Source organism: Streptomyces sp. NPDC050636, assembly GCF_040654775.1.
Taxonomy (GTDB): Bacteria; Actinomycetota; Actinomycetes; order Streptomycetales; family Streptomycetaceae; genus Streptomyces.
Map to the genome: position 1 here is coordinate 1 of NZ_JBFAIP010000127.1, position 15,731 is coordinate 15,731.

Annotated in this window: 18 protein-coding genes; 8 read left to right on the plus strand and 10 right to left on the minus strand. The window is 68.7% G+C overall.

The window, feature by feature from the left end; translation table 11 throughout:
- Nucleotides 1-157 precede the first annotated feature (157 nt).
- The 4 genes from AB0I10_RS36990 to AB0I10_RS37005 all read right to left on the minus strand — a co-directional run bounded on the left by AB0I10_RS36990 (nucleotide 158) and on the right by AB0I10_RS37005 (nucleotide 2,613).
- Entirely contained in the window at nucleotides 158-580 is a 423-nt protein-coding gene (locus AB0I10_RS36990) for an SsgA family sporulation/cell division regulator (RefSeq protein ID WP_248865114.1), read from the minus strand.
- Nucleotides 581-683: 103 nt separating this feature from the next.
- Nucleotides 684-1,454, minus strand: coding sequence for an IclR family transcriptional regulator C-terminal domain-containing protein (locus AB0I10_RS36995; protein WP_363157141.1), 771 nt, complete (start codon nucleotides 1,452-1,454; stop codon nucleotides 684-686).
- A gap of 397 nt (nucleotides 1,455-1,851) precedes the next feature.
- Nucleotides 1,852-2,076: a DUF5326 family protein gene (locus AB0I10_RS37000; protein ID WP_363157142.1), complete on the minus strand. Its 225-nt coding sequence runs from the start codon at nucleotides 2,074-2,076 to the stop codon at nucleotides 1,852-1,854.
- A gap of 219 nt (nucleotides 2,077-2,295) precedes the next feature.
- On the minus strand, nucleotides 2,296-2,613 hold the full coding sequence (locus tag AB0I10_RS37005; RefSeq protein WP_136742052.1) for a cupin domain-containing protein: 318 nt from the start codon (nucleotides 2,611-2,613) through the stop codon (nucleotides 2,296-2,298).
- 48 nt (nucleotides 2,614-2,661) lie between these two features.
- Here AB0I10_RS37005 and AB0I10_RS37010 point away from each other — a divergent pair, with 48 nt between their 5' ends.
- The 5 genes from AB0I10_RS37010 (at nucleotide 2,662) to AB0I10_RS37030 (ending at nucleotide 6,555) form a co-directional block, all read left to right on the plus strand.
- Complete coding sequence (locus AB0I10_RS37010) at nucleotides 2,662-3,039, plus strand: phage holin family protein (protein WP_363157143.1); 378 nt, start codon at nucleotides 2,662-2,664, stop codon at nucleotides 3,037-3,039.
- 16 nt (nucleotides 3,040-3,055) lie between these two features.
- Entirely contained in the window at nucleotides 3,056-3,670 is a 615-nt protein-coding gene (locus AB0I10_RS37015; protein WP_363157144.1) for a low molecular weight protein-tyrosine-phosphatase, read from the plus strand.
- Nucleotides 3,667-4,797 carry a cystathionine gamma-lyase gene (locus AB0I10_RS37020; protein ID WP_363157145.1) on the plus strand — a complete coding sequence of 377 codons (1,131 nt, stop codon included), beginning with the start codon at nucleotides 3,667-3,669 and terminating at the stop codon, nucleotides 4,795-4,797. Before AB0I10_RS37015 ends, AB0I10_RS37020 begins: the two co-directional genes overlap by 4 nt.
- A gap of 220 nt (nucleotides 4,798-5,017) precedes the next feature.
- Complete coding sequence (locus AB0I10_RS37025) at nucleotides 5,018-5,914, plus strand: LysR family transcriptional regulator (RefSeq protein WP_363157146.1); 897 nt, start codon at nucleotides 5,018-5,020, stop codon at nucleotides 5,912-5,914.
- 161 nt (nucleotides 5,915-6,075) lie between these two features.
- Nucleotides 6,076-6,555, plus strand: a complete 480-nt coding sequence (locus tag AB0I10_RS37030) for an NUDIX hydrolase (protein ID WP_363157147.1) — start codon at nucleotides 6,076-6,078, stop codon at nucleotides 6,553-6,555.
- Nucleotides 6,556-6,637: 82 nt separating this feature from the next.
- Here AB0I10_RS37030 and AB0I10_RS37035 read toward each other — a convergent pair whose 3' ends face one another.
- The 3 genes from AB0I10_RS37035 to AB0I10_RS37045 form a co-directional block, all read right to left on the minus strand.
- Nucleotides 6,638-7,447 carry a pyridoxamine 5'-phosphate oxidase family protein gene (locus tag AB0I10_RS37035; RefSeq protein WP_363157155.1) on the minus strand — a complete coding sequence of 270 codons (810 nt, stop codon included), beginning with the start codon at nucleotides 7,445-7,447 and terminating at the stop codon, nucleotides 6,638-6,640.
- Between the two features lie 91 nt (nucleotides 7,448-7,538).
- Nucleotides 7,539-8,645 carry a globin domain-containing protein gene (locus AB0I10_RS37040; RefSeq protein WP_363157148.1) on the minus strand — a complete coding sequence of 369 codons (1,107 nt, stop codon included), beginning with the start codon at nucleotides 8,643-8,645 and terminating at the stop codon, nucleotides 7,539-7,541.
- A gap of 1,299 nt (nucleotides 8,646-9,944) precedes the next feature.
- Complete coding sequence (locus tag AB0I10_RS37045; protein WP_363157149.1) at nucleotides 9,945-10,580, minus strand: HAD-IB family phosphatase; 636 nt, start codon at nucleotides 10,578-10,580, stop codon at nucleotides 9,945-9,947.
- Nucleotides 10,581-10,803: 223 nt separating this feature from the next.
- On the opposite strand from AB0I10_RS37045, the gene AB0I10_RS37050 reads away from it, so the two are divergent.
- The gene (locus tag AB0I10_RS37050; protein WP_363157150.1) at nucleotides 10,804-11,364 is read left to right on the plus strand and encodes a DUF2269 domain-containing protein; all 561 of its coding nucleotides are present in this window, start codon (nucleotides 10,804-10,806) and stop codon (nucleotides 11,362-11,364) included.
- 47 nt (nucleotides 11,365-11,411) lie between these two features.
- On the opposite strand, the gene AB0I10_RS37055 is transcribed toward AB0I10_RS37050, so the two are convergent.
- Entirely contained in the window at nucleotides 11,412-11,873 is a 462-nt protein-coding gene (locus AB0I10_RS37055) for a heme-binding protein (RefSeq protein ID WP_363157151.1), read from the minus strand.
- Nucleotides 11,874-11,958: 85 nt separating this feature from the next.
- Nucleotides 11,959-13,179: an MFS transporter gene (locus AB0I10_RS37060; protein WP_363157152.1), complete on the minus strand. Its 1,221-nt coding sequence runs from the start codon at nucleotides 13,177-13,179 to the stop codon at nucleotides 11,959-11,961.
- Nucleotides 13,180-13,398: 219 nt separating this feature from the next.
- On the opposite strand from AB0I10_RS37060, the gene AB0I10_RS37065 reads away from it, so the two are divergent.
- Together AB0I10_RS37065 and AB0I10_RS37070 are read left to right on the plus strand one after the other, a co-directional pair.
- Nucleotides 13,399-13,875 (plus strand): MarR family transcriptional regulator, encoded by a 477-nt coding sequence (locus AB0I10_RS37065; protein ID WP_363157156.1) that lies wholly within the window; start codon nucleotides 13,399-13,401, stop codon nucleotides 13,873-13,875.
- A 109-nt stretch (nucleotides 13,876-13,984) separates the two neighbouring features.
- A complete protein-coding gene (locus AB0I10_RS37070; RefSeq protein WP_363157153.1) occupies nucleotides 13,985-14,437 on the plus strand; it encodes a GNAT family N-acetyltransferase in 453 nt (150 codons plus the stop codon).
- A 16-nt stretch (nucleotides 14,438-14,453) separates the two neighbouring features.
- Here AB0I10_RS37070 and AB0I10_RS37075 read toward each other — a convergent pair whose 3' ends face one another.
- The gene (locus AB0I10_RS37075) at nucleotides 14,454-15,209 is read right to left on the minus strand and encodes a helix-turn-helix domain-containing protein (protein ID WP_363157154.1); all 756 of its coding nucleotides are present in this window, start codon (nucleotides 15,207-15,209) and stop codon (nucleotides 14,454-14,456) included.
- Between the last annotated feature and the right edge of the window lie 522 nt (nucleotides 15,210-15,731).

Sequence of the window (15,731 nt, forward strand, 5' to 3'; positions counted from 1 at the left end):
CTGGTCGTCTCGGCGAACCGCAGGGGGCAAGGCACACCGGGGCCCGGCGTCGGGGCCGGTACGCCGTCGGGCGGCGAGGACGCCACGGGAGGACGGTCCGGGCGGCGCGGGTCTCGCGGCAGGCGTCGTAAGCGGTGAGTAACCGAATGGGTTGCGGTCAGCCGGCCGGCGCCTCCGTGAGGATGCGGTCCAGCACGGCCTCCAGGGTGTCGCAGACCTCTTCCTCGCCGAGCGGAACCAGGCGGTCCGTGCGGTCCAGGAAGGCGACCAGGGGCGGCGCGCTGACCCGGAACAGGGCCCGCTCGGCGCCTACTTGGAGGCTGATGAAGACATCGCTGAGATGCTCGGGGAAGGACGGCGCGATGCGCACATCGCCCTCACCCGATGGCCGGCTCAGCCCGTCGAGGAGCAATTCACGACTGAATGCCCAGGTCACAGGCGTATCGCCGGGAAGATTGAAAGTAAGGCGGACGGCGTACGGATCGGCGCTGTCGAAGTCCAGCTGCACCGGGATCCGGAACGCGAGTTCCTCCGAGACGAGGAAGCTCATGATCACTTCTGCCTGAACTGTGTCGGTCATCAACCACTACCCCGCGCTTGATCGGAGATGGCCGGGAATCGTCCCCCGCAGCCCTATTGCGCCATCGTCTGTCATGTGCAAGCAGATCACAAGGAGTGAGTTTTCAGATACTGATAGAGAAGGCGAGTGTCGTTAACGTCGCCTCCGCCATTGTGCGTAGTCGATCCGTAACGGCACGCAATCGGTGCAGCTCCTCAGCGGGGAGTGATACCGCCAGTGCCGCTGCCGCCGAGCTGACGTGGACAGGGAACGCGGAGCACACCGTGCCCATGGCATATTCCTGCTGCTCATACGCGACTTGGTCGCGACGCACCGTATCCAGGCGATGCAGCAGATCACCCTCCGACCGCACGGAAAACGGGGTTATCGACTGCACGGGATAGCGCGCCAGATGCTCCTTCCGCGACGCCTCGTCCAACTGCGCCAGCAGACACTGTCCGATCGCGTGAGCGTGTGCGGTGGTGCGGAAGTCCACCCACTCCTCGACCGGCGGTCGGTCCGGATCGTCCGTCACCGCGACCACATCAACCTCACCCTCACGGTAGACCGCGAAGTAGACGGCGGCCCCCAACTCCCGTCCCGCCAGGGCCAGCGCCTCGGAGACATGGGCGCGCTGCCGGCTCCTGGCGCCGGCCCGCCCGAGGAACTCGGCGGCCTCTCCGAAGACGAAGACGCCGTTCTCGCGGCGCAGATAGCCCTCGTGCGTCAGGGTCCGCAGCAGGTGGTAGGTCGTCGCGAGCGGCAGCCCGGTCTCTCTGGCGAGTTGTTTGGCGGGCGCGCCATCGGCGTGCGCCGCCACCGCCTCCAGCAGACGGAGTGCCCGCTGCACCGATCCGATCAGGGTGGGATGAGAAACGGATTCGCCGTTCGCCATTGCCAACGCCTTCCCCCAGCTCCGACCGCCATGGGACACGAGGCCACGGTCGCGGGATCCGTTTCCGCGCGGCGCACATCTCCCAGGGCCCCTATCGACGGCGTCCGCCCTGACGCCGCCGCACGCAGTGTTTTCCGGAACATCAGCATCCGGAAGACGCCTGCGGTGCGCACTCTAGCCCCGCCGACACGGGCGGCAGGCCGAATGACTTGAGTTAACTCACTCGGCACACTCCCTGACCGGACATGACCGTACGGAGTGCCTCGTACGCACTTGGTGAACGCCCAACACCCCCTGCAGGGAACGCCGAACGCCTACCGCAGAGAACACCCGAACGCCCCGCTCCAGGCGTGCGGAGCGGGGCGTCGTCGGACGGTGCCGGTCAGACCTGCGCGGCCTACCACTCGCCCTTCGACGAGGACGACGAGGATCCGGTGAACCTGCGCACGAGATAGATGACCCCGGCGATCAGCGCTGCCGCGACGAGAATCTTGAACAGCAAGCCGATCACGAAGCCGACCGCGGCGGCGATCATTCCGCCGAAGACAACGATCAGGATGACGGGCACCACGACCCACGTGACCCACCACGGAAGTCCTGCGATTATCCCCTTACCAGCCACTGCTCTGCCCTGCTTTCTCTCGTCTCGCTGTCGCGTCGATGGCCCCGTCCGCGTCGTGCGCGTCTGCCGCGTCGCGTCTCCGGTTCCCCCTTCACCGTCGATGCTAGGGCGCTGGAAGCCGATACGGGGGCCTCGCAGCCCCGGCCTGTCCCTGACCCTTCCCCTACGGGTTCCAGGGTCCGACCCTCAGTACTCGGGCGGAGAGACCCCCCGATCGCCTCAGCTCTCAGGCGGAGAGAAGACCACCATCACCCGCAGATCCTCGCTGATGTGGTGGAACTTGTGGGGCACCCCGGCGGGCACATAGACCACGCTGCCGCGCGCCACCGACTGTGTCTCCGTCCCGACGGTGATCGCCGCCCGGCCGCTGACCACGAAGTACACCTCGTCCTGGCCATGCGGCTGCTGCGGATCGAGGCTGCCGGCGTCCAGCGCGTACAACCCGACCGACATGTTGCGCTCCCGGAGGAACTGCAGATACGCGCCGTCGTTCGCAACCCGTTCTGCTTCCAGTTCTTCCAATCTGAAAGCTTTCATGCCGCCCGCACCTCTCACTGATTCAGACTCTTCTGCGACGATCTCACCATGAAGCATTTTCTGGTCAAGACGATCGCCAATGCCGCGGCGCTTGCCGTGGCCATCTGGCTGCTCAAGGACATAACCCTCACCGGCGACAACACCGGCCGCCACGTACTGACTCTGGTGCTGGTCGCGCTGATCTTCGGGCTGGTCAACTTCATCGTCAAGCCCGTGGTGAAGCTGCTCTCGTTCCCCCTGTTCGTGCTTACGCTCGGACTTATCACGCTGGTCGTCAACGCACTCATGCTGCTGCTGACGTCCTTCGTCGCCGGCAAACTCGACCTGGCCTTCCATGTCGACGGTTTCTGGACGGCGGTGCTGGGCGGCGTGATCGTCTCGATCGTCTCCTGGGCGATGCACATGCTCCTTCCCGACAAGGACTGACCTGAGGACCGGCCTCGTGAAATCGCCCTTCCGCGTCTGCTTCGTCTGCACCGGCAACATCTGCCGCTCGCCGATGGCCGCGTCCGTATTCCGCGCCCATATCGCGGAAGAGGGGCTCGACGGACTGGTCGAGGTCTGCAGTGCGGGCCTCGGCGGCTGGTTCGAGGGCGACGGAGCCGACCCGCGCACGGTCGCCGTACTGCGCGCGGGCGGCTACGACCACACGCACACCGCCCGGCAGTTCCACCCCTCCTGGTTCGACCGTCTCGACCTGGTCATCGCGCTCGACTCCGGCCATCTGTACGAGCTGCGCCGGCTCGCACCGACCCCGCAGGACGCCGCCAAGGTCCGCCTGCTGCGCTCGTACGGAGCGGGTGCCGACGGCGGCATCGGCAGCAGCGTCGGCGACGACGCCGATGCCGCCGTCGGCCTCGATGCCGGTCTGGGCCCGGAGTTCAGAGCCACTGTCGGCCTTGACGTTCCGGATCCGTACTACGGCGGGTCCGCCGGCTTCGAAGAGTGCCTGGAGATGATCGAGGCAGCGAGCGACGGCCTCCTGGAGGAAGTACGGGCCGCGGTCACGGCGGGCTCACCCGGACACGACCACCCTGGGGAGAAGGAGAGCGCATGACGGGCGACGGCACCCGCGTCGTACGGGCGGGGCTCCCGGAGCCCGAACCCTTCCAGCCGGCCCTCCCCGGGCCCGAATTCGCGGCCCATTTCCACCTTCCCGGCGATGCCGTCGGCCCGTATACATACGGCCGCGACGGCAACCCCACGTGGACCCGTCTGGAACGCGCCATCGGCGAGCTCGAATCGCCGGACGAGAGCGCGCACACCGTCGCCTTCGCCTCCGGGATGGCGGCGATCACCGCCGTCCTATTCTCCCAACTGCGCGCCGGGGACACGGTGGTGCTCCCCAACGACGGCTACCAGCTTCTGCCGGCCGTCCGCACCCGCCTGGAGAGCTACGGCATCGAGGTCCGTACGGCGCCGACCGCGCACGATGCACAGCTCGACATGTTGGACGGCGCCCGCCTGCTGTGGATCGAGACGCCCTCCAACCCCGGCCTCGACGTCTGTGACATCCGGCGGCTGGCCGACGCCGCGCACCGCCACGGCGCCCTGGTGGCCGTCGACAACACCCTCGCCACCCCGCTCGGCCAGCGGCCGCTGGACCTCGGCGCCGACTTCTCGGTCGCCAGCGGCACCAAGGCGCTGACCGGCCACGGAGACGTCCTGCTCGGGTACGCCACCACCCGCGACGCGGCCCTGGCCGATTCCGTACGGCTGTGGCGCAAGACGGTCGGTGCGATCCCCGGCCCCATGGAGAGCTGGCTGGCGCACCGCTCGCTCGCCACCCTCGCACTCCGCGTCCGCCAGCAGGCAGCCGGTGCGCTGGCGCTGGCCGAGGCGCTGCGCGACCGCCCGGAGATCACCGACCTGCGCCACCCCGGCCTGCCGTCCGACCCGTCCCACAAGCTCGCCGTGCGGCAGATGCGTCCCGGCCGCTTCGGCTGCGTGGTGTCCTTCACGCTGCCCGACAAGGGGTACGCGGAACGGTTCCTGGCCGCGCTGACCTTGGTGGACGACGCGACGAGCTTCGGCGGCGTACGGTCCACCGCGGAGCGGCGCGCCCGCTGGGGCGGCGACGCCGTTCCGGACGGCTTCATCCGCTTCTCGGTCGGCGTCGAGGAGCCGGAGGATCTGGTCGCGGATGTGCTGCGCGCGCTGGACGCGGCAGCACAGGGCATCTGAGCCCGCACGCCTGTCACCGAGCCGGTCACCGCAAACTGGCCGGCAGGGTATCCCCCCTCGTCACCCTGCCGGCCACGGTTCGACGTTTCACGTGAAACGAACCGTTGAAACAAGGCTAGTTGACTCAGCGTCAGTGTCCAATCACGCTAGCGACACAGCCCTATCGACAAATTTATAGTTGGCCCGCGACCAGGCTTCCGAGAGGCGCAGGAGGTACGCGATGGATCTGGCTCTGCTGCGCACCTTCGTCACGGTGCACCGGGCCGGCTCCTTCACTCGTGCCGCGGCGCTGCTCGGCCTCTCCCAGCCCGCGGTGACCAGCCAGATCCGGGTGCTGGAGCGGCAGTTGGGTCGTCCGCTCTTCCTGCGCAATGCGCGCGGCGTCACCGCCACCACCATCGGCGACGAACTGGCCCACAAGGTGGCGCCCCATCTGGACGCGCTCACCGAGATCACCGAGGCCGGCCTGGACCAGGAGTCCACCACCCGCACCCTCCATCTCGCGGGTCCACCGGAGTTCACCGCCGAGCGCGCCCTCCCCGCACTGACCCCGCTCATCGCCCAGGGCCTGTCCATCCGCACCGCTTTCGGCCCCGCGGAGGAGCTACTGACCGGCCTGGCCGCCGGTCACCACGATCTGACCGTTACCACCGCCCGGCCGCGCGGCGGCCTGCTCACCGCCACTCCGCTCTGCGACGAGGAGCATGTGCTGATCGCCGCCCCGCGCTGGGCGGCCCGGGTGGGCGGGCCCGCGGTCCTCCAGGCACGGGGGGTACGCGCGCTGGACCCCGTACCGCTCGTCGAGGTCCACGAGAGCCTGCCGTTGATCGCCCGCTACTGGTCTGCGGTCTTCGACGCCAAACCCGCGGCCTCCGCCTCCGTGATCGCCGCCGACCTCCGGGCGGTGCTGGCCTGTGTCACGGCGGGCGCGGGGCTCGCCGTACTGCCCCGCTATCTGTGCTCCGCCGCGCTGGACAGCGGCGAAGTCGTCGCCCTGCTCGACCCGCCGGTGCCCCCACTGCGCACATATTTCTTGGCCGCACGCACCGGGACGCTGGGTTTACCGCATATCGCACGGGCGCATGAGTGGCTGCTGCGGACGGCCGTGGACTGGTAGAGCCGTGGACCACCACGTACCGGAAAGCGAGGCGAGCCGGCGCGCTGGGGGTGGTTGTGGAACCTGTGCCGCGTCGGAGCTCGCGGCCGAGAAGGGGAGCGCGCGGTGTCGTGTCGTGTGGTGTGGGTTTCACCAGGCCGTCACTGCGGCATCTGTCCCACATGACCGTACGGCCAGTCGTCAAACGCACCGCCCGCGCGATTCTGCTCGACGGCGCGGATCTTCTTCTGATCAAGCGCACCAAGCCCGGCCGGGCCCCGTACTGGATCACTCCGGGCGGCGGCGTGGAACCCGAGGACGCCACCGTCATCGACGCCCTCCACCGTGAACTGGACGAAGAACTGGGCGCCAAGGTCAAGGACGTGGTGCCGGTCTTCGTCGACACCGTCGAGCATTTCAGCGACGGCGGTGTGGACGGGGTCAAGGTGCAGCACTTCTTCGTCTGCCGGCTGGATTCGATGGACCCCTCGCGCCGGCACGGCCCCGAGGTCGAGGAGCCCTGCGGGGAGTACGAGATCGTGCGGGTGCCGTTCACCCGCGTCGGCATCGCGTCCGTCGAGGTCGTACCGCTGTCCCTGCGGCACTATCTGGACGGCAACATCGAGGGCGTACGGGCGATGCACGCCCCCGACCTGGGCTGAGCGGTCGGCCGACGTCTGGCATCGGTCGGCTGGGCCTCAGACCCAGCCATGTTTCTGCCTCTGCCTCGGCCCGGCCTCGGTCTCAGGCGAACCATCCGCGGAACTCGGGTTCGTCCTCCACAGGCCGCCGCGGCTGGGCACGCGCGAGCACCCGCTCGACCCTGTCGAGGAACTCCTCGCTGAGCTCCCCCACGGCGTCGTCCGCCGGAGAGCCCCTCCGTACGGAGCCCCGCGCTGCAGAATCGATCCCGCCCGTGTCCTCCACGTCCATGGCGGCGTTCTCGCGCTTGCGTTCCTCGCGCTGGAACGGCGGGCGCTCAGCCGCCTCGGCCGCCGCTCCGAAGAAGTCGCCGCCCTTGCGCTTGAAGTCGTCCGTGCCCCAGGCGCGCGCCCCGCGCTGCAACGCGGGGACCTTCTGCAGATGCGGGATGTGCTTGGCACAGTGGATATAGGCCTCTTCGACCTGGAGCATGACCCACATCTGGGCGCGCCGCCCGGGTACCGGGTCGACCGGCAGGTCGGCATGACCGGCCCGCATCTCCTCGTCCAGCACCACCCGCGCCCGCCCGTTGATGTGCAACCCGATGCGGTCGCGGGTGAAGTCGACCATCAGGAGACCCAGGCGCGGGTTCTCCGAGATATTGCCGACGGACGCCATGACACCGTTGCCACGGTATTCCGGGTACGCCAGCGTCCGTTCGTCCAGCACCTGGACGAATCCGGGCGGGCCGGCACGGAAGCTGGAATCGCATTCGCCGTGCCGGTCGGCCGTGGCCAGGAAGAACATCTCCTGGCGGGCCACGAACTCTCGCATGCGGATGTTGAGATGGTCCAGGACCTGATCCGCGTAGAAACGGTCGGCGCGCTCGGTCGAGCCGAGTCTCTGCTGCACCAAGTGCTCACCGTCGCTCCCGGGGCGCTCCGCTCGCCGCGTCCCCCGATCGTCCCCTGTCCGACCGTATTCACCCTGTGCTGCCAAGACCTCAATCTCCTGTCGAGACCAGCTCTTCTATGGAGTCGTGCCGTATCCGATCGGACGGTATGCCGACACCCACCAGTGCGTCCACGCCGCTGCGGATCAGTCCGGGCGGCCCGGAGAGGTATGCGTCGTACTCCCGCCAAGGTCCGTATTGACGTACGGCGTCCGGAAGTTGACCGCTTACGCAGTTCGTCCCGCTGGGGGTCGGCCCCATGGCAACGACCGGACGGACCGAGAGCCAGGGGTGGTCCTGCTCCAGACGCAGCATGGTGTCGAGGTCGTAGAGGTCGTGGTCGCTGCGAGCGCCGTAGAAGACCTCGACGGGGCGCCGGGCGCCGCGATCCGCGACGTCTTCGACGAGGGCCTTGATCGGCGCGATACCGGTGCCTCCGCCAACGCACAGCAGGCCGTTGCTGGTGGTGTGGTCGACGGTCATCGAGCCGCCGGGGGCGCCGAGGCGGATGACGTCACCGGGTCGGGCCCGGTGGACCATCGCGTTGGAGACCCAGCCGGCCGGGACCGCCTTGATATGGAACGTGAGCAGGCCGTCGGAGCGGGGCGCCGAGGCGAAGGAATAGTGCCGCCACACCCGCGGCCACCAGGGGGTTTCCAGGCTGGTGTACTGCCCGGCGAGGAACGGGTACGGCTGGTCGGGCCGGACCGTCACCACGGCGATATCGGGCGTCCGCAGCTCGTGCGAGACGACCTCGGCCTGCCACCAGGCGGGGGCGACCGCCTCGTTCTCGGCGGCCGCGTCGATCATGATCTGCGAGATCGCGGTGTACGCGCGCACCCAGGCGGCCTCGGTCTCCGGGTCCCAGCTGGACGTCGCATAGCGCGAGAGCGCACCGAGCAGGCATTCACCGACCGCGGGGTAATGGTCGGGCAGCGTGCCGTATTTGCGGTGACCGCGACCGAGGTGCGAGAGGTACTCGGTAAGCACATCGGCGTCGTCCACGTGCTTGGCGGCGGTGAGCAGCGCCTTGAAGAGACGGTCACGCTGGGTGTCCATCGAGGCGGGGAACAGCGCCCGCAGATCGGGGTGCCGGACGAAGAGCAGCGCGTAGAAGTACGAGGTCACCTTGTCGGCGATGGGCTCGATTTCGGCCATGGTGCGACGGATGAGAATCGCGTCGGGTGAGGCGGGAGTTGCGGAGGAGGCCGAAGCTTCGACGGCTTCCAACGAGGGCTCTGCGGCGGAAGGGCGCGCTGCGGCGGCCGGCCGTTCCAGGGGTGTGAAGACGGAGGGGGCCGGGGGCGCTGAGGCGGCGGGGGACGCCGGTGGGGCTGGGGCAGCAGCCCTTTCCGTGGCGGGTGCGGTACCGGTGGCTGCGGCGCCGGCGGGGGCTCCTGCGGCGCGCGCCGACTGGTGAATGGGTTCGGGCTCGCGTACCGGCTCAGAGGCTTGTACGGGCTCGTACGCGGGCTCGGGCTCTCGGCCGAACTCGCGGTCCCGGACAGGCACGCGGTCCCGGACGGGCTCTTGGTCCCAGGGGAGCGTGGCTTCGCGGTTCGGCGCGGCGTACCCGGAAGGGGCGGGCTGCTCGGCGTACGAGGGGTTGCTGGGCGACGGTCCGGCATACGCGGGGGCGGCGGCCTGACGGCCTGTTTCCTGCCACGACTGCGGGGCCTGGTGCGGCTGCTCCTGCCGCGGCTCCGGGACGCGCTCGCGCTCGGCGGCGGTGCCTACCGGGCGTATCGGATTGACCGGCCGACTGGGTATCCGTTCCCGGTCGTTCTGGTCATTTCGTTGATTCCCGTCTTTTCGATGGGCCCCGTCGTCCCGTTGGTTCCCATCATTCCGTTCACCCCGGACGCCCTGATCTTGATGGCCGTCCTGGCCGTTTTGTCGCTCCTGATCTTCCGCGGAGGACTTCTTCGACGGAGGAGTGAACCATCCCCAAGCGCCACTGCTGCCGTCAGAAGAGCCGCTATCGGCCGACGTGGTGGTCGGAGCGTCCATGGTCTGCCTCGCCTCGAACGTCTTTCGGTTGTCTTCGCAGTTCCGCAGATCGGAACCGCCCGGAATTCCCCCGTCCGCCCCGGAATTCTTAATCGACTTAAGCTACTCCGGCAACCCACTCAAAGCGGACATGCGTCACGCTTCTTGAATAATGGGTTCAGATACCGCCTCAACAACCCGCCACCCCCGCGTATCGCAACGGACAAATAGTCGGAAGTCCGGGTGTCGCGGGCCGCTTCGCCGCTAGGCTGGCAGGCTTTGATGCCTCTCGCGGGCCCACAGAAGCTCCCGCCTCCGCCGAACCGGACTCGACCATACCGGCAGTAGTTGAATCCACAAGCCCTGATCTTGGAACACTCCGCACGGTCCCTCTGATATCCGTGATCCTCCCCACAGAGTGCATTTTCCGTACATACCGCGGGCGAATCCGCCGTAGAAACCTCTTAATTACCCGCCAGTACGTACCAGTTCGTAAGCCTCGCGCAGATCACGCCCCGTGTACGCATATGAGGCCAGGTCACTGACATGGTGATCCGCATTCACGGCAACCGACGCCGGAACGGCCGCGAAGAGATCGGTGTCTGACATGGAGTCGCCGTACGCCACGCAATCGTCCCGGGTCAGCCCATACTGCGCACACAGTTCGTCGGCGATACGCACCTTCGCAGACGGCGAGAGGATGCCGGCCGGCTCCACCGGTTCCCGGATCGGCACCACGGGCCAGCGCGAACCACACGCGGCATCGGCGCCCCACACCAGCAGCCGCTCGACGAAAAAGCCCGGCGACAGTGAAATCACCGCGCACCGTTCGCCACGCGCACGGATGTCCGCCCAGACCTCCTGGATCCCGGCCAGCCACGGCGCCCCCTCGAAGGCCGCCGCCACCTGTGCTTCGGTCAGCTCGGCGGCCCAGAGATCGCACGCCAGCTGCGCGAACCGCGGCGGCGTCAGCTCGCCGGCCGCGAACGCGCGCTCCAGCTCGGCGATCTCCCGGTCCAGGCCGAGCTGCCGCGAGATCTCAACGGCGGCGGCAGACCCGTAGAGCAGGGTCCCGTCCATATCGAACAGATGCAGCTTCCCCATAGGCCGGAGCCTAGGGGGTGTCGTCGAACTGCCGTAGTCCCCCTGCAGGACAGGCTCGCGCGGGGTGGGGTGGGGTGGGGTGATGGGGGGGCGGGGCGGCGAGGCCGGATCGAACGATGGGCATGTTCGCTACCGCCGACCGCAGCCGTACTCAACCCCGCGTATGCGCGGATACTCCCGCCGTCAGATGTACCGCGTGGCCCCGCCCGCCACCGTGGAACCCATGCCACAGCTCAGCCGCCCCGCACGCCGGGCCACCCTCGTCATTCATGTCGCCGTATCCGTCGGCTGGCTCGGGCTCACCCTCGGGCTGCTCACCCTCAGCATTACCGGTTACACCACCGGCTCCCCCGAGATGGCAGCGGTCGCCTACCGCGCGATGAAGATCTTCGGCGACTGGCTGGTCATCCCCGTAGCCCTGGTCTCGCTGCTCAGCGGGCTGGTGCTGTCCCTGGGCACCTCCTGGGGGCTGGCCAGGCACCGCTGGGTCTACACCAAGTTCTGGCTGACCCTCGTCACCGTGCTGCTGTCGGTCTTCTCGCTCCGCCCGGGTATCAACCACCTCGCCGCCGAGGCTGCTGCGGGCAACCCGGCCCCCGACCTCAACCTCGTAGTCGCCCCTTCGGTCGCCACGGCCACCTACCTCTTCATCACCGCAGTCTCCGTCCTCAAGCCCTGGGGACTGACCAAACGCGGCAGCCGACTGCGCGAGGCACAGTCGGCTCAGGCCCGCGAAATCCGGAGGCGGAGCAGGAGCAGGAGTAGGAGCGGGAGCATCGGCTAGGGCGTCGGCGTCCGCTGAAGCTCGGGGCGGGCAGCGTTTGGGCGCCGTCAGACGAGTTCCGCCTCCGCTATCGCCGCGGTGGCGATCCGGTGGTCCTGCTCCGGGGCGCCGCCGCCGAAGCCGATCGCGCCGACCAGCCGCCCGTCGCGGTGGAGCGGCACCCCGCCCGCGATGAAGAGCAGCGGGCGGTCCAGCGCGGTGGGCAGCGAGTGGAAGAGCCCGTCGGGCCGTACGAGGTCGACAAGGTCGGCTGTCGGCGCGTCCAACTGCAGTGCGGTGTACGCCTTGCGGGTGCTGGTCTCGCCGGAGATCAGCACGGCTTCGTCGTCCCGCCGGAAGCCCAGCAGATGGCCGCCCGCGTCCAGAACGGTGACACTGCCGCGTACTCCGAGGCCCTCGGCGGCCCGACGCGCGGCCTCTATGAGGCCATCGGCGTCGCGGGTGGTGAGGGGACGGACTGTGGAGGTGGAGGCGGAGGTGGAAGTGCTGGCGGGCGTGGTGGTGCTCATGGGGAGATGCTCCTGATGGGGGTAGTGCAGTGGTTCATGTGGGTGGGTGCGGTGGTTCAGCCGTGCTGCGGTACGAGAGCAGGTCTCAGCTCTGGGCCGCAGGTATGGGCTCGTCGGCAATCACGGTGGGGCCGCCTGCGGCCACCACACGGCCACGCCCAGCGGAACGCCGCTCCAGAGCGGAAGCGAAGATGGCCACACCGAGCGCCGCCGCAGTCATCAGCGCACCGACCCAGTTGGGCGCGGTGAAGCCGAGGCCGGCCGAGATGACGATTCCGCCGAGCCAAGCGGCCAGCGCATTGCCGAAGTTGAAGGCCGCGATATTGCCCGCCGAGGCCAGGGTGGGCGCCGAGGCGGCCTGGTCCATCACCCGCTTCTGCAGCGGCGGCACGGTCGCGAAGCCGAAGAAGCCGATCAGCGCGACGGTGATGGTCGCGGCGGCCTTGTTGTGGGCCGTGAAGGTGAACGCGGCGAGGACGAGCGCCAGACCGGTCAGCGACACATAGAGGATCGGCATCATGGCGCGGTCGGTGAAGCGGCCGGAGATCAGGTTTCCGCCGACCATGCCGAGCCCGAAGACGGCCGTCAGCCAGATGACGGAGGACGGGGCGAAGCCGGTGACCTCGGTCATCATCGAGGCGAGGTAGGTGACGGCCGCGAACACGCCGCCGAAGCCGAGGACCGTCATCAGCATCGCGAGGCCGACCTGCGGGTTGCGGAAGACCGCCAGCTCGCTGCCGATAGGTGCGGCGGCCTTCGCCCGCTGTGCGGGGATGAGCTTGACGATGCCCAGCAGGCCGATCACGCCGAGCGCGGCTATGGCGTAGAAGGTCGTGCGCCAGTCGTACTGCTGGCTGAGCATGGTGCCGGCCGGTACGCCGACGACGTTGGCGACGGTCAGGCCGCTGAACATCAGCGAGATGGCGGTGGCCCGCTTCTGCGGCGCGACAAGATCGGCGGCCACCAGGGCGCCGATGCCGAAGAACGCGCCGTGCGCGAATGCGGCGACGATCCGTCCGGCCAGCATGACCCCGAAGTTGGGCGCCAGGCCCGTGAGCAGGTTGCCCACGATGAACATGCCCATCAGCAGCATCAGCATCTGCTTGCGGGTGAACCGCGTGCCGAGCGTGGTCATCAGCGGCGCTCCGACGACCACGCCCAGGGCATAGACGGTGGTCGCGTAACCGGCGAGCGGGATGGATACACCGAAGCCCGCCGCCATGTCGGGCAACAGGCCCATGACCGCGAACTCGGTCGTTCCGATTCCGAAGGCGCCGATGGCGAGCGCCAGGAGTGCCAGAGGCATGACGGATCCCTTCACATGTTTGCGTCCGTCCCTTACAAGCGTCCACAATAATTGCAAGCGCATTTAATTGCAAGCGCGGGCTATTTCGAATGTGTCCTATCCTGGTTCGTACGACCCATGAGGAGGTCTTCGATGACGCCGCAGACGCACGAGACGCCGCAGGTGGCAGCCACACCGGCCCCCCAGCCAGGGCCTGACATCAAGGCGGATCCCGGCTTCATGGCGGACCCTGGCTGCCCGCCGTCGCAGTCGGCGCCGGCCCGAGGGCTCGCCCAGGGCTGGTGCGCGCTCTCCGCCCTCCACGGCCGGATCGAGTCGCACATCGAGCGCGTGCTACAGGCCGGGCACAACCTCAGCGTCCGGGAGTTCTCCGTCCTCAACGTCCTCAGCGAGCAGCACGACGGGCCGGGCGGCCATCTGCGGATGCACCAGGTCGCGGACTCGGTCGTCCTCAGCCAGAGCGCCACCACGCGCCTGGTCACCCGCCTTGAGGAGCGCGGTCTGCTCTCGCGCTATCTGTGCCCCGACGACCGGCGCGGCATCTACACCAACGTCACGCCCGACGGACTGACCCTTCTCGGAGAGGCACGCCCCACCCACGACCGCGCGCTGCGCGAAGCGCTCCAGGACGCCGCGAAGCGTCCCGAGCTGGCGCCGTTGGTGACGGCCGTCGAGACGCTCGCACCCTCGGCATAGCGGTCGTACGGGAAGGCGTACGGGCCTGTGGGCACAAGGCCCACAGGCGTGCCGATGTACTGGCATACAGGCCTACGGCCCCGCGCGGGCACCGCATAAGGTCGCGCCCATGAGCGATATCGAGATACGCCGCGCGACCGAGGACGACCTGCCCGCCATCGTCGCGATGCTGGCCGACGACCCGCTGGGCGCGACCCGCGAGTCACCGGACGACCTGACTCCGTACCGCGCCGCGTACGAGGTCCTGGCCGCCGATCCGCAGCAGCATCTGGTCGTCGCGGTCCGGGCGGGACGCACGGTCGGCACCCTTCAGCTCACGGTCATCCTCGGGCTCTCCCGGCGTGGTGCCAGCCGCTCGATCATCGAGGGCGTCCGGGTCCACACCGACGAGCGGGGCGGCGGGCTGGGTACCCAGCTCATCGAGTGGGCGGTCACCGAATCCCGCACACTCGGCTGCCAGCTGGTGCAGCTCACCTCCGACGCGACCCGTATCGATGCGCACCGCTTCTACGAGCGCCTCGGCTTCGAGGCCTCCCACCTCGGCTTCAAGCTCCAGCTCTGACGGCCCCGGCTCCGGCTCAGCGGCCGGGCCCCGGATCGCCGCCGCGCGCATGCCCCCGCGCCCGGTGCGCCTTCTGCCGACAGGCCCCACCGCAGTACCGCGCGGGCCGACCGGTAGCCGCCGGCACGACCGGCCCGCCACACGCCTCACACCGCGTTTCGTTACGATCCACCGCTTCGGCCGGAAGTTTCGTTACGGTGCGGTTCGCCCGAAGCCCATCACACATCAACGCCGTCATCCGGCCAGGAGACCCAGTCGCCCCCGCCCGCTGCCGCTCCATCGACATACACCCGACCAGCAGCGCTCGGACATCGTCCAGCACGACGTCCTTCCTGACCGCACCTGCCTCTTGAGCCCGTGTAAGCAGGACGCCCAATGCCTCCCCGAAGTCTCTCTCGGGTCCCGGCTGCTCCTCGGCACTCGATGAGCCGGCCCCCTCCAGTGCGTCGCACAGCCCCTTGTTGCGAGCGGCCAGCCGTACCACCGACCCCAAGAAGCGAAAGAACACCTCACCGGGGTCCTCGACATCGGCCAAGTCCGTTGCGGTATCGGTGAAAAGCCGCATCCGGTCCACGATCGACGCCCTGAACAGGGCTTTCTTGGATGGGAAATGGCGATACACGGTGCCCGCACCGACCCCGGCGCGCCGCGCGATCTCCCCGAGCGGAACTCCCAACCCGTGCTCCTCAAAGGCAGATCGAGCCGCCTGAAGCACCAGCGCCCGATTGCGCCGCGCATCCGCACGAGAGGGAGCAGACCCGCCGTCCGACACCCGCAAGCCTCCTGAAACCGACCGCCTCCACCGCGGAGCGCACCCTGAATTTAAACGGGCTACTCGTTCCGATTCTACGGGAGGCTTGAAACATGAGTGCGGATGGCCACGAACGGCCTATCAAGCTGACGCCCCTCAATGGCCGGGCATCGGGGCGGGGCCATTGAGCGCTTCGGGGCGGCGGCGGCGCGGCCACCCCTCGCCGGCACGGTCCCCCTCGCCTCAAACCACATGCGTACTCAAAGCACCCAACTGGCCTACAGAGTAAGGAATTTGGAGGCACAGAGGGAGACCCCTCACCTCCCGCTCAGCCGCACTCCCAACCCCGCCACCCGCCACCCGCCACCCGCCACCCGCCACCCGCCACCCAGCGTCCGTCGCCCGGACCCGTTTCACGTGAAACACCACATCGTCGTTTCACGTGAAATAGCGCCCGGTGCCGCACCGGAGAAGCCATGGAGCGCCGTCAGGCCGTAGTGCCAACGCAAAGGGGTGGGGTCGCGTTTCACGTGAAACGGATAG